Source organism: Stakelama portus (genome assembly GCF_003171655.1).
Classification (GTDB): Bacteria; Pseudomonadota; Alphaproteobacteria; order Sphingomonadales; family Sphingomonadaceae; genus Sphingomonas; species Sphingomonas portus.
Window position 1 is genome coordinate 101,126 of sequence record NZ_QFZL01000007.1, and the last position, 12,745, is coordinate 113,870.

Genomic DNA, 12,745 nt, shown 5'->3' on the forward strand with positions numbered 1-12,745 from the left:
CCCGTTGAGCCGGGCATGGACGACACGATTGCCACGCTCACCGCCCGGATGCAGACCGCCGCCGAGGCGATGGATTTTGAGGAGGCGCGGCGACTGCGCGATCGCATCGCGTTGCTGCGCGGCGGGGCCGATGCGCGGGCCGCTGCCGCCGCCGACACCTCGGGTCTGACGCGGCAGCAGCCCGGCGCGATGGGGCTTGGCACCAGCCGCGCCCGCCCTTCCCGACCGCCGGGATGGAAGCCCCCGTCAAAGCCCGATCCGATGACCGCCGGGCGAAATCGTCGCGGCGACAGGCGCAGCGGCGATTGATCGCGCATCGCCCACGCTCCCCCTCGCATCATCGCACCCGCGCCCCTATCTCCCCCCTGTACCTTCCCCAGGAACAGAAGTAGAACTCCTCGCATGAGCCTTACCCATATTTCCGTCCGCAACGCGCGTGAGCACAATCTCAAGGGCGTCGATGTCGATATTCCGCGCGACACGCTGACGGTGATCACCGGGCTGTCGGGGTCGGGCAAATCGAGCCTCGCCTTCGATACCATCTATGCCGAGGGGCAGCGGCGTTACGTCGAGTCGCTTTCCGCCTATGCGCGCCAGTTCCTTGAGATGATGCAGAAGCCCGATGTGGAGAGCATCGACGGCCTCTCCCCCGCCATTTCGATCGAACAGAAGACGACGAGCCGCAACCCGCGCTCCACCGTCGCGACGGTGACGGAGATCTACGATTATATGCGCCTGCTCTGGGCGCGGGTCGGCATCCCCTATTCGCCCGCCACCGGCCTGCCGATTTCGGCGCAGACCGTGTCGCAGATGGTCGATCGCGTGCTCGCGCTGCCAGAGGGGACGCGGCTGCTGCTGCTCGCCCCCGTCGTGCGCGGGCGCAAGGGCGAATATCGCAAGGAACTCGCCGAATGGCAGAAGGCGGGGTTCCAGCGCGTCCGCATCGACGGCGAAACCTATCTGATCGAGGAAGCCCCCGCGCTCGACAAGAAATACAAGCACGACATCGAAGTGGTGGTCGACCGGCTGGTAGTGCGTGAGGATATCGCGACGCGGCTGGCCGACAGTTTCGAAACCGCGCTGAAGCTCGCCGACGGCCTCGCCTATGTGGATCTGGTCGACGGCACCGTGGCGGAGCTCTCTCCCTCTCCCCCTGGGGGAGAGGGCCGGGGTGAGGGGATCGCCACAAGCGCGGCCGTCCGCGAAGCGCCGCAGGCCTTCCGCGCCGAGGGCAGCCCCTCTCCCAACCCTCTCCCCCACGGGGAGAGGGCCAAGGGCATGAAGGGCGCCGGCATCCCCGACAATCGCATCGTCTTCTCCGAACGCTTCGCCTGCCCGGTCAGCGGCTTCACCATCCCCGAAATCGAACCGCGGCTGTTCAGCTTCAACGCGCCGCAGGGCGCCTGTCCGGCGTGCGACGGCCTGGGCGAACGGCTGGAATTCGACGAGGATCTGGTCGTCCCCAATGACGAGCTCACGCTGAAAAAAGGCGCGATCGTCCCCTGGGCGAAATCCAATCCCCCCAGCCCCTATTATATGCAGGTGCTGGGCAGCCTCGCCCGCGAATATGGTTTCAAGCTCGATACGCCGTGGAAGGACCTGTCGGAGGATATCCGCCACGTCATCCTGCACGGCACCGGCGGCATTCCCGTCACGCTCACCTTTGTCGACGGCCGAAAGAGCTATGACGTCAAAAAGCCGTTCGAGGGCGTCATCGGCAACCTCAACCGCCGCCTGATCCAGACCGAAAGCGCCTGGATGCGCGAGGAGCTGTCCAAATATCAGGCGTCGCATCCGTGCGAAACCTGCGGCGGCGCGCGATTGAAGCCCGAAGCGCTGGCGGTGAAGATCGCCGGCAAGGACATCAGCTATGCCACCCGCCTGTCGGTGGTCGACGCGCTGGCATGGTTCGAAAAACTCCCCGCCACGCTCACCGGTCAGCAGCGGGAGATTGCCCGCGCGATCCTGAAAGAGATCGACGAGCGGCTGGGCTTTCTCAACAATGTCGGGCTCGATTACCTCAATCTCGATCGCACCAGCGGCACCCTGTCGGGCGGCGAAAGCCAGCGCATCCGCCTCGCGTCCCAGATCGGCTCGGGCCTGTCCGGCGTGCTCTATGTCCTCGACGAACCCAGTATCGGCCTGCACCAGCGCGACAACGACATGCTGCTCGCCACGCTCCGCCGCCTGCGCGATCTGGGCAATACCGTCATCGTCGTCGAACATGACGAGGATGCGATCCGCAGCGCCGACTATATCCTCGACATGGGCCCCGGCGCGGGCGTGCATGGCGGCCAAGTCGTCGCGCGCGGCACGCTTCCCGAAATCCTCGCGACCGAAGGATCGGTGACCGCCGATTACCTCAACGGCACCCGCGCGATCCCCGTGCCCGAAAAGCGGCGCAAGGGCACCGGCAAGAAGCTGACGGTGCATAACGCCACCGCCAACAACCTCACCGGCGTCACTGCGTCGATCCCGCTTGGCACCTTCACCTGCATCACCGGCGTGTCCGGCTCGGGCAAATCGAGCTTCACCATCGACACGCTCTATGCCGCCGCCGCGCGGCAACTCAACGGCGCGCGCGTGCTGGCGGGCAAGCATGACAAGATCACCGGGCTCGAACATCTCGACAAGGTGATCGACATTGATCAGTCGCCGATCGGCCGCACCCCGCGCAGCAACCCGGCGACCTATACCGGCGCCTTCACCAATATCCGCGACTGGTTCGCCGGCCTGCCCGAGGCTCAGGCGCGCGGCTACAAGCCCGGCCGCTTCAGCTTCAACGTCAAGGGCGGCCGGTGCGAAGCGTGCCAGGGCGATGGCGTGCTCAAGATCGAAATGCACTTCCTGCCCGACGTCTATGTCGAATGCGATGTGTGCCACGGCGCGCGCTACAATCGCGAAACGCTGGAGGTGAAGTTCAAGGGGCGCAGCATCGCCGATGTGCTCGACATGACGGTCGAGGACGCCGTCGAATTCTTCAAGGCCGTCCCCCCGATCCGCGACAAGATGGCGATGCTCGCCGAAGTCGGCCTGGGGTACGTCAAGGTCGGGCAACAGGCGACCACCCTGTCCGGCGGCGAGGCCCAGCGCGTCAAACTCGCCAAGGAACTAAGCCGCCGCGCCACCGGCAACACGCTCTACATACTCGACGAACCCACCACCGGCCTGCATTTCGAGGACGTCCGCAAACTGCTCGAAGTGCTCCACGCGCTGGTCGAACAGGGGAATACGGTCGTCGTCATCGAGCATAATCTGGACGTGATCAAAACGGCCGACTGGATTCTCGACCTCGGGCCAGAGGGCGGCGTCAAGGGTGGCGAGATCGTAGCGGAGGGCGCCCCGGAAAAGGTCGCCGCCGAGCCAAAGAGCTACACCGGCCACTACCTCGCCCCGCTGTTGCGAGGCGTGACCCGGGACGAGCCCGTCCTGAGCGAAGCCGACGCGTCAGCGTAGGCGAAGGGCCGGAGGCGGTGGTGAAGGAGAAGCGCTCCTATACCGGAAAGTATCTTGAGTCGTTACTTGAATGACGGAGCCTCAAAGCGCGGAAAGAGAAATTGAACCAAATTTTGCGTGGTTGAAGTTAATAAAAAAAAGGGGCAGCCTCCGTTCAGGAGAGGGGCATGCGTCTAATAAGAGCGGACATCAAAAACTTTCGCGCCATTTGTGACCTTAGCGTTGACATCCGACAGCATACCACCCTCATAGGTGCGAATGGGGTTGGGAAATCTTGCATTCTCAAGGCGATTGACAAGTTTTTTTCGAAATCTGCGAATATTTCGATCGAGGATTTTCACGAGAGAAATGTCAGCGACCCAATAGAAATCACGCTCACCTTCAGCGATTTCACCTGCGAAGAGGCCGAGGTTTTCTCTTCAAAAATTCACGAAAATCAAATGTCGGTGTCACGCATCTTTTACGCAGGCGCTGCCGCGCGTGATAATGGTAAATATTTCGGCGTATCGCTTCGGTCCCCAGCGCTGCAGGCAATCAGGCTCATCGAGGGCGCTACGCAACGGCGCGCCGCCCATAATGCTTTAGCCGGAACTGAAGGGTTCGAGGACCTGCTGGCAGCTTCAAATGCCACGCAGTTGGCGGAGAACATGGAAGCATGGGAAGCAGCACATCCAGAGAATTGCGTTCTAGCCAAAGATGATGGTCAATTTTTTGGCTTCTCAAACGTAGCACGCGGCTCGTTAGCTAAGTTTATTTCATTCGTATTTGTTCCCGCAGTCCGAGATGCAACCTCTGATTCAACGGACAGCCGCGGGTCCGTTATCAATCAACTCATTGAGTTAATTGTCAAATCTGTCGTTCAAAAAAGAGAGGATATTGTCGCGTGGCAGGCGGAGGCATCCAAGAAATACAAAGAACTTCTTGATCCGCAGAATCTAGGTGAATTGGCGGAATTAGCTAGCGAACTGTCTGAGACTTTAAATGTATTCTATGGAGAAACCAACATAGATCTTAATTGGCGAACGCCGGAAGATCTACAAGTCGCGCTCCCGTTTGCAGACGTTAAGCTCATGGAGCAAGGTTATGTTGGACCGGTGGAAAACAAAGGACATGGCCTGCAACGAGCATTCATATTCACTCTATTGCAACACCTTGCCAAGGCTTTGTCTCTCTCTGTCGCAGAGGACGTCGAAAATGACGAACAAGAAGCCGAAGCGATAGAATCCCATTCAGTCATTCTAGCAATCGAAGAACCTGAGCTTTATCAGCACCCTATTAAGCAGCGTCACATCGCAAAAGTTCTCGAACGAATTAGCGCCGGGCACATTCCAGGAGTAATGTCACAGACCCAGGTTATTCTCTGCTCGCACTCGCCACACTTTGTCTCGACAGAACGTTTCGATGACGTTTGCCTAGCGCGACGCGAGGTCGTCGAGGAAGGCCAATCCCCGCAGTGCGTGGTTCGGCGGGTTTCGTATCAGGCCGTACTAACCGCCCTAGACGCCGCCTATCTCAATGAAAATCCGGGCCACGATGTCGAAGGACTAAAGGCCCGCCTACACGTCGTCGACGAATCCGTTAACGAAGGCTTCTTCTGTAACGTAGCCGTACTCGTAGAAGGCGTCGGTGATCGCGCCGCCCTATTGGCTGTAGCAGGGGCAAAGCAAATCGATTTACCTGCGGCCGGTATCGCGATCATTCCAGTCGGAGGGAAGGGAAACTTGGATCGGCCGCTCGCGATATTTCGTCTACTCAAAATTCCGACATACGTGATCTTTGACAGCGACGGCGACAAAAATGAGGGAGAACAGAAGCCTCATCAGAATCTTGCCATTCAACGACTCTGTGGAGAAACTGATCCCGTTTCTGTCAGAATGCTCGTCGCCAGTAATTTTGCTTCATTCGACACCAATTTGAATATCGTTCTCAAGGAGGAATTGGGAGAGCACTATCAGAATCAGGTTGAAATTGCGGCGTTTAAATATGGTATGAAGGCGAAAGATGTGGTCAAAAATCCGGTTGGTTTTGCTTCCGTCGTAAGCGGATGCCTTGCTCTCGGAGGAACATGTGGTACTCTATCGAACATGTTGGACAGGATCCTAGAACTCACTTGAATTACAATGAATTTTAAGTCCGAAATTATTCTAGCAATTCGAGGGCTCAATATCATTGAGTTCACGTACAAAGGTAATTTGCGTAGAGTGGAGCCGCACGCCCTTGGGTACAATGCCCGTGGAATTGGCACCCTCTGCGGCTGGCAACTTTCCGGCGGGAGCGGCGAGGACTGGAGAGATTTTCACGTCGATATCATATCGAACCTGGTAGTCACTGAAGGCGTTTTCGACAAGCCAAGAGACGGTTTCAATTCGAACGGTACGAATCTATCCACGCTGCTCTATTCGCTTTAGTTTGATCCCGAGGAGTTCGGCGACAGTACACCCAACTCGCAGCGGACGTAATTTCGCTTCCGGGACTTACCAAATAGCAAACTCGCCCAATCCATCGGCCTAGCCGCCGAGAAGGGCTTTCGCTGGTAACAGCGCGTAGCCGCCATTTGGGCATCATTGAGCCGCCCTGCTGGCTACCGCGGGAACTGCGCGATCTGACCGGCACGACGCATCACGGAACCCCTCCCGCCCCATACTCGTTTCTCCCGCATGACCCAGAAACGTGACAGTCGTGGCCGCTTCAAGGCCAAAACCGAACATCGGAAACGCAACATCGCCATTGGCGCGACCACGGCGGTCGCTGCGGTGGCGGGGCTGGCAGGGGCGGCGATCCGCTTTGGCCTGATCGACCGTTTGCGCAATGCCCGCAAGGATGACGCCGATGGCGCGCGCGCTGCCGAAACATCGGATGGCGCGCAACAGCCCGATGGCACGGCGGAGGCGCCCTATGACTTCCGCCCGGATGCGCTGACCAACGGCAAGATCGGCGAAGTCCATCCCACGGAGCCGGCCGCCATTCATTGAGCGGAGTGCCGAGGGCGCGGAATAGCGGGGACCCGATAGCCAATTCGGGCACTCCGCTTTCCTCCCGCCGTCAGCGGCTTTCGCTGGCGGCGTCTTTCGCGCCCCCGTGCGCGCAGAAATCGCTGTCCTACAGCCCCCGTCCCGGCATATCTGACGAGTCCCCCAACGCCCCCGCACCGGAGGACAAGATGCCGTCACCGCCCGCCAACCCCGCCCCCTGCCGCCTTTCGCGATGATTCGCGCGGGCCCGTGCGCGAATGGATGGCGCGATGCGGGGCGGATCGGCCCGCCGCCGCGCACTTCGCCCGATACCGCGCGCATCCCTGCATGGAACGAAGCGGTGCTGCGCCTGCCCCGTCGCAACGGCATCAGGTAAATGCGGGGGAAGCGGAAACAGGGGGAACGTGCCCTCAACTTCCTAAACTTCCGCCCCCGCGCGGCGTCGCCGGAACGCCCCGCCCTGCGGTGCCCTCGCCTGGAATTTCGGGAACACGCTCGAAGTCCGGGCGAAATCCGGGGCACGCGATCCCCAACGCTTCGCCATCATTTGCAATTTCCTCCGCCAACCCCTACATAAGCTTTGCTACAGCCGCACATCGTCGGTTTTCGGTGCTTTGCGGCTCCGCGTTCCTTCTATCACTGCACCTGAAGCGCGAGGTCCGCTCGCAATGGGCGGCCCGTAACCAGAAGGAACTCGTATGAGCACCACCGGAACCGTAAAATTCTTCAATGCCGACAAGGGCTATGGCTTCATTGCGCCCGATGGCGGCGGCGAAGACGCATTCGTCCACATCACCGCCGTCGAACGTGCGGGCATGGTCACGCTCCAGCAGGACCAGCGCGTCACTTATGACATGGAGCAGGACAAGCGCGGCAAGATGGCCGCGTGCAACCTCCAGGCGGCCGACTGATCACGGCATCTGCGGCGGCACCCAACCGGGTGCCGCCGTTTCGCTTTTCCAATCGGGAGATGCCAGCGATGAGTACTGAAGCCGAAACGTTCCGCGCCCGCGCCGATGCCGAAGGCGCGCATGCCGAACAAAGCGACCTGTCCAATGTCCGCGACCGCCATCTGCGCTCGCAAAAGGCATGGGAAGCGATGGCCGACCGATCCGAACGCGTCGCCGTGCAACGCGCCCGCAAGGAAGCGGAAAAGGCGGCCCGCTAAAGCCGCACCGTCGCGACAATCCTTGATCCGGCTCCGCGCCGCCCCATCTTCCGGCAACGGGCGGGGGCCACCGACAGGAGACCGCGACGATGAAACGCACTGCGACTGCCCGCTATCAGGGGCTCGGCAAAGACGGCAAGGGATGGATCAGCACGCAATCGGGCGTGCTCGACGACAGCCCCTATGGCTTTGCCACACGCTTTGAAAACGAACCCGGCACCAATCCCGAAGAACTGATCGCGGCCGCGCACGCCGGATGCTTCACCATGGCGCTCAGCTTTGCGCTGGCGAAGGCGGGGCTGAACGACGGCACGCTGGAAACCGCGGCGGCAGTGACGCTGGAAAAGGATGGCGACGGCTTCACCGTCACCCGCTCCGATCTGACGCTCAAGGCGAGCGTTCCGGGGATCGATCCCGACCGCTTCGATGCGATCGCGCAGGAAGCGAAAGCCAATTGCCCGATTTCGAAGCTGCTCAAGGCCGAAATTTCACTCGATATTCAAATGGCCGAAACCTCGGCCTGACCACCCCCGCGCGCCAGCCCGCCCCTATGCATCGCAACGGGTGGCTGACGATGGGAGCAACGGCGCGAACGCCGCGTCCGCATTCCCGCCCGCGACCGACCAACGGCCCGCCAACAGCGCGGAAGACCGCAAGCACGAAAGACCCGGAACGCCGAAGCGCCAAAAACGCGAAATGCCCGAAACGCAAAAGGGGAGGCGGCATCGCTGCCGTCTCCCCCGTGTCGCCGGACTTCAGCCGCAGCCCCTGGGCAGGGGCATCGCAACCTTGTTTCGGCGGCAGCTCCACGCCTCGCTTCCCGAGGGAAACAGGGGCGTTTCGCTTCCGGTCGTCGGGTCGGTCCGCACCGGCCAAGGCCTGTGCTTTCCGAACCCGGCGGCCTCCCCGGTTCTGCCGAAGCATCTTCCGGAGTCGGCCAGTATCTTCCTCTGCCGTTCCCAAAGGATCGGCTCGCGGTTTCGCTGGCCCGCCGCGATCCACCCAGGGGCTTCTCCCGGCGTCGGTCGCTTTCCCCCGCACCGCCTTTCCCGAAGGTCCGGCAACACGGCCTCTTTCGACCTGCCCTGATCCATGCCGAAACATGTCCCAGCGCGTTTCGGATACATCCCGGTCAGTCCGTCCACCGCCTCTCCGCTTGCGCGGCCATGCGGCTTGCGGCGCTGCCCGGGGGGCAGCATCCCCGAACTCTGTCGAAACGGGTTTCCCGAAGGCACCGCATCCCGTCAAAATCCGTCCAGTGCTTTGATTTTGCTTTGGTTTCCCGCCGCTCCATCGCCGCTCTGTGATTAGGATGATGTCACTCGATCCGAGTCGCGCAAAGCCGAAAATGGGCCTTCGCACCTGTTGATAACGTGGATATCGGGGACAAATTCGGCGCGTCGTTCAACCGCCGGGTTGCCATCCGGGCGCGGCCAGCTCGAACCCCGAAAAATCGAAACCGGGTGTGACGGTGCAGCTGACCAGTCCCCATCCCGCATTGGCTTCGGTCGCCTGCCAGCGATTCGCCGGGACCAGGCACTGGGGCGCATAACCGCCGATCACATCGCCGCCAAGCCTTGTCGTGCGCCAAGTCGTCGCGGCTTCGTCGGCGATGTGCAGATCAAGCGGATGACCGGCATGCCAGAACCAGATTTCGTCCGCATCGACGCGATGCCAGTGCGATCGCTGCCCTGCCTCGAGCAGGAACAGGATTGCAGCGCCGCCCGCACGCATGCCCGGCGCCGCAGCGGCGCGCCAGGTTTCGCGATACCAGCCGCCCTCGGGATGCGGGGCCAGGCCGAGCCGTTCGATAATCTCCCGCGCCGCGTCCATAACGCCCTCCCCTATATAGAGCCTTCCGGCTAGGCTCCGTGCCGCCTGCGATGCAACCCCTGAGGCCGCACAAATTCGCGCTTTGGCAATTGCAATTGCGAGTCGTTCGCGTTATCGCGGCATCGAACCAATGGGGACAGATTTTACTTCGATGCATGGCACCGCCGCACCGGCCACCCGCAAGCGCGGCCGGAAAAGCTTCTGGCTGAAACAGCTTCATACCTGGCACTGGATGAGTTCGGCGATCAGCCTGATCGGGCTGTTGCTGTTCGCGCTCACCGGTATCACGCTCAATCACGCCGCCGATATCGAAGCGAAGCCCGCTGTCGCCGAACAGACCGCAACCCTGCCCGCCCCGCTGCTTGCGCAGCTTGCGCCGGAGGGCAAGGACGACAGCGCAGGCACAGGGGGCGACGATCGCCGCCCCCTGCCCGTGGCGGTGCGTGGCTGGCTGGAGCAGAATCTGTCGATGCGCGCGGGCGGTCAGGCCGAATGGTCGCCCGACGAAGTCTATCTTGCGCTGCCGCGACCCGGCGGCGACGGCTGGATCGCAATCGACCGCGCGACTGGCGAGGTCACGGCCGAAACCACCAATCGCGGCTGGATCGCCTATCTCAACGATCTGCACAAAGGGCGTAATGCCGGCACCGCCTGGGCCTGGTTCATCGATATTTTCGCGGTCGCATGTTTCGTGTTCGCACTCACCGGGCTGGTGCTGCTTCAGCTCCATGCCCGCCACCGGCGCAGCACCTGGCCGCTTGTCGCCGCGGGGCTCGTGCTTCCCGCGCTCGTCGCCATCCTTCTGGTTCATTAAGTGGAGAATAGCCGCATGACGCAGCTTCGCATCACGGGGCTCACCGCCGCCGCCATCGGCGCGGGCGGCCTGATCGCCGGTCCGGCCGGAGCCCAGACGCTCGACCTTTCGGTGGAGATCCCGCGCCTGCGCGTCGCCGAATATCACAAGCCCTATGTGGCGATCTGGCTGGAGAAGGAAGGCGCGACGCCGCGCACACTGACCGTCTGGTACGATTTCGACATGCGCGGCAACGAAGGCACCAAATGGCTGCGCGACCTGCGCCAGTTCTGGCGCACGGCCGGGCGCGCCATGTCGTTTCCCGCCGACGGTATTTCGAGCGCCACCAAGGCACCGGGCACGCACCGCATCAGCTTTACCGGCGGCAGCGGATCGATGCCGCGCCTGTCGCCCGGCAATTACACATTGGTGGTCGAGGCCGCCCGCGAAGTCGGCGGACGCGAACTGCTCCGCCTTCCCTTCACCTGGAACGGATCGGCGACTGCGTCGGCACGCGCCCAGGGATCGAACGAACTCGGCGCCGTCAGCCTGACGATCCGCCGCTAACAGGAGAAACCGGCATGCTGAAGAAACTGCGCGCCCCGATTTTCGCGCTGGCCGCGATCGCCACCCTTGCCGTGCCTGCCGCAGTGCAGGCGCATCGCATGTGGATGATCGCATCGTCGACGGTGCTGTCGGGCGATGAAGCCTGGGTGACGGTCGACGCCGCCGTCGGCAACGAGCTGTTCTATTTCGATCATAACGCACTGCGCGGCGACTTTGCGGTTACCGCGCCCGATGGCAGCGCCGTCGCGGTGGAGAATGAACATACCGGGCGGTTGCGTACCACATTCGACGCGCATCTGACGCAACAGGGCACGTATCGCATCGCGATGGTCCGCGAAGGCGCGATGGGCAGCTATATGCTGAACGGCGAACGCCAGCGGCTTCCCCGCGGACTGAAGGCAAGCGACGTGGCCGGCGCAATCCCCGAAGGTGCCACCGATGTTCAAGTGACCGAAAATCAGGTCCGCACCGAGCTGTTCGTCACGCTCGGCCAGCCCACAGACACGATCTTCACGCCCACCGGCAAGGGGATCGAGCTGGTTCCGGTCACCCACCCCAACGATCTCTATGCGGGTGAGGAAGCAACCTTCCAGTTCCTGCTCAACGGCGCGCCGGCAGCCAATCTGGACGTGCTCGTGGTGCCGGGCGGCAGCCGCTATCGCGACAGCCAGGGTCAGATGAACCTGACCACCGACGCCGAAGGCAAGGTGCGCATCACCTGGCCCGAAGCCGGGCTCTACTGGATCGAGCTCACCACCGGCGGTCCGCGCGGCGAAGGCCAGGCGCCGACCAGCCGCGCCGGCTATACCGCGACGTTCGAGGTGCTGCCGTCGTAAACGCGCCGCGCATTGCGATCCCGACCGAGATACCCCCCGCCGCCTTTGAGCGGCGGCGGGCGGATGCGTCGATCGAAACGCTGGGCGGCGAAACGATGGGGACGCAATGGTCGGCGCGCATCGTCGTGCCCCCGTCCGGCCTTCCCGCCGCTACCGGCCGGGCGATCACCCGGTCGCTCGACGGCGTAATCGCGGAAATGAGCCATTGGGATCCGGCATCCGATATCCGCCGGGTCAATCAGGATCGGCACGGCGGCTGGCAATCGGTGCCACCGGCCTTTGCCCATGTGCTTGCCGCCGCAATCGATGTTTCCGAACGGAGCAAAGGCGCATTTGACCCGGCGATGGGCAGGCTCGCCGATCTTTGGGGATTCGGCCCCTCGGGGCCGCGCACCAGCGTGCCTGACGATGTCGCGATCGCCGAAGCGATGGCGGCGTCGGGCGTGAGTGCCGTCGAGTTCGATCGCGCCCGGTTGCGGCTGCGTCGGACGCGCCCGGTACATTTCGATTTTTCCGGTATCGCCAAGGGCTATGCGGTGGATGCGCTTGCCGACGCACTGCGGACGCTCGGTCTCACCGATTTTCTGGTCGAGATCGGCGGCGAGCTGATCGGCGAGGGGATCAAACCCGATGGCCAGCCCTGGTGGGTGGCATTGGAACAGCCGCCCGGCATAACCGCGCCGCCGATCCGGATCGCGCTGCATGGCGTCGCAGTCGCGACATCGGGTGACTATGTGCGCGGCTTCGATATGGCGGGGCGTCGCTATGCCCATACGCTCGATCCGCGCACCGGCCGTCCCATAACCCACGGCGTCGTTTCGGTAAGCGTGATCCATCGCGAATGCATGCTTGCCGATGCCTGGGCCACCGCGCTCACGGTATTGGGCCCGGATGCCGGAATGGCGCTGGCGACGCGGCAAGAGCTTGCCGCGCATATGCTCGTTCGCACCGGCGAGACCATATCCGAACGCGTCTCCCCTGCATTTGCGCAGATGCTCGGCTGAGCCCGCTCAGCATCGGGAAATGCGCGCAGGAATGTTATTGCGAACGACTTGCAAGAGCATAATCCCCTCTCTATGAGACTGCGAATCAGTTTCAATTCATAAGCGGGGAGCAGACC

General features: G+C 62.5%; 12 protein-coding genes. 11 read left to right on the top strand and 1 reads right to left on the bottom strand.

Annotated elements, in window-relative coordinates:
• The first annotated feature begins 15 nt into the window (after positions 1–15).
• The 7 genes from DKB74_RS16540 to DKB74_RS16575 all read left to right on the top strand — a co-directional run bounded on the left by DKB74_RS16540 (position 16) and on the right by DKB74_RS16575 (position 8,120).
• On the top strand, positions 16–309 hold the full coding sequence (locus tag DKB74_RS16540) for a UvrB/UvrC motif-containing protein (protein ID WP_109809298.1): 294 nt from the start codon (positions 16–18) through the stop codon (positions 307–309).
• 93 nt (positions 310–402) lie between these two features.
• The gene (uvrA, locus tag DKB74_RS16545) at positions 403–3,456 is read left to right on the top strand and encodes an excinuclease ABC subunit UvrA (RefSeq protein ID WP_109809299.1); all 3,054 of its coding nucleotides are present in this window, start codon (positions 403–405) and stop codon (positions 3,454–3,456) included.
• Between the two features lie 167 nt (positions 3,457–3,623).
• Positions 3,624–5,570, top strand: a complete 1,947-nt coding sequence (locus tag DKB74_RS16550; protein ID WP_109809300.1) for an ATP-dependent nuclease — start codon at positions 3,624–3,626, stop codon at positions 5,568–5,570.
• 543 nt (positions 5,571–6,113) lie between these two features.
• The gene (locus tag DKB74_RS16560) at positions 6,114–6,428 is read left to right on the top strand and encodes a hypothetical protein (RefSeq protein ID WP_109809302.1); all 315 of its coding nucleotides are present in this window, start codon (positions 6,114–6,116) and stop codon (positions 6,426–6,428) included.
• A 698-nt stretch (positions 6,429–7,126) separates the two neighbouring features.
• Positions 7,127–7,339: a cold-shock protein gene (locus DKB74_RS16565; RefSeq protein WP_109809303.1), complete on the top strand. Its 213-nt coding sequence runs from the start codon at positions 7,127–7,129 to the stop codon at positions 7,337–7,339.
• A gap of 68 nt (positions 7,340–7,407) precedes the next feature.
• Positions 7,408–7,596, top strand: a complete 189-nt coding sequence (locus DKB74_RS16570; protein ID WP_109809304.1) for a hypothetical protein — start codon at positions 7,408–7,410, stop codon at positions 7,594–7,596.
• 89 nt (positions 7,597–7,685) lie between these two features.
• The gene (locus DKB74_RS16575; protein WP_109809305.1) at positions 7,686–8,120 is read left to right on the top strand and encodes an OsmC family protein; all 435 of its coding nucleotides are present in this window, start codon (positions 7,686–7,688) and stop codon (positions 8,118–8,120) included.
• Positions 8,121–9,000: 880 nt separating this feature from the next.
• Here the strand turns inward: DKB74_RS16575 and DKB74_RS16580 are convergent.
• Entirely contained in the window at positions 9,001–9,429 is a 429-nt protein-coding gene (locus tag DKB74_RS16580; RefSeq protein WP_109809306.1) for a cupin domain-containing protein, read from the bottom strand.
• Between the two features lie 151 nt (positions 9,430–9,580).
• Here DKB74_RS16580 and DKB74_RS16585 point away from each other — a divergent pair, with 151 nt between their 5' ends.
• The 4 genes from DKB74_RS16585 to DKB74_RS16600 all read left to right on the top strand — a co-directional run bounded on the left by DKB74_RS16585 (position 9,581) and on the right by DKB74_RS16600 (position 12,629).
• Complete coding sequence (locus DKB74_RS16585; protein ID WP_109809375.1) at positions 9,581–10,243, top strand: PepSY-associated TM helix domain-containing protein; 663 nt, start codon at positions 9,581–9,583, stop codon at positions 10,241–10,243.
• A 15-nt stretch (positions 10,244–10,258) separates the two neighbouring features.
• Positions 10,259–10,789 (top strand): DUF2271 domain-containing protein, encoded by a 531-nt coding sequence (locus tag DKB74_RS16590; RefSeq protein ID WP_109809307.1) that lies wholly within the window; start codon positions 10,259–10,261, stop codon positions 10,787–10,789.
• A gap of 14 nt (positions 10,790–10,803) precedes the next feature.
• Positions 10,804–11,625, top strand: a complete 822-nt coding sequence (locus DKB74_RS16595; protein WP_109809308.1) for a DUF4198 domain-containing protein — start codon at positions 10,804–10,806, stop codon at positions 11,623–11,625.
• Positions 11,626–11,720: 95 nt separating this feature from the next.
• On the top strand, positions 11,721–12,629 hold the full coding sequence (locus DKB74_RS16600; protein ID WP_109809309.1) for an FAD:protein FMN transferase: 909 nt from the start codon (positions 11,721–11,723) through the stop codon (positions 12,627–12,629).
• The last annotated feature ends 116 nt before the right edge of the window (positions 12,630–12,745 follow it).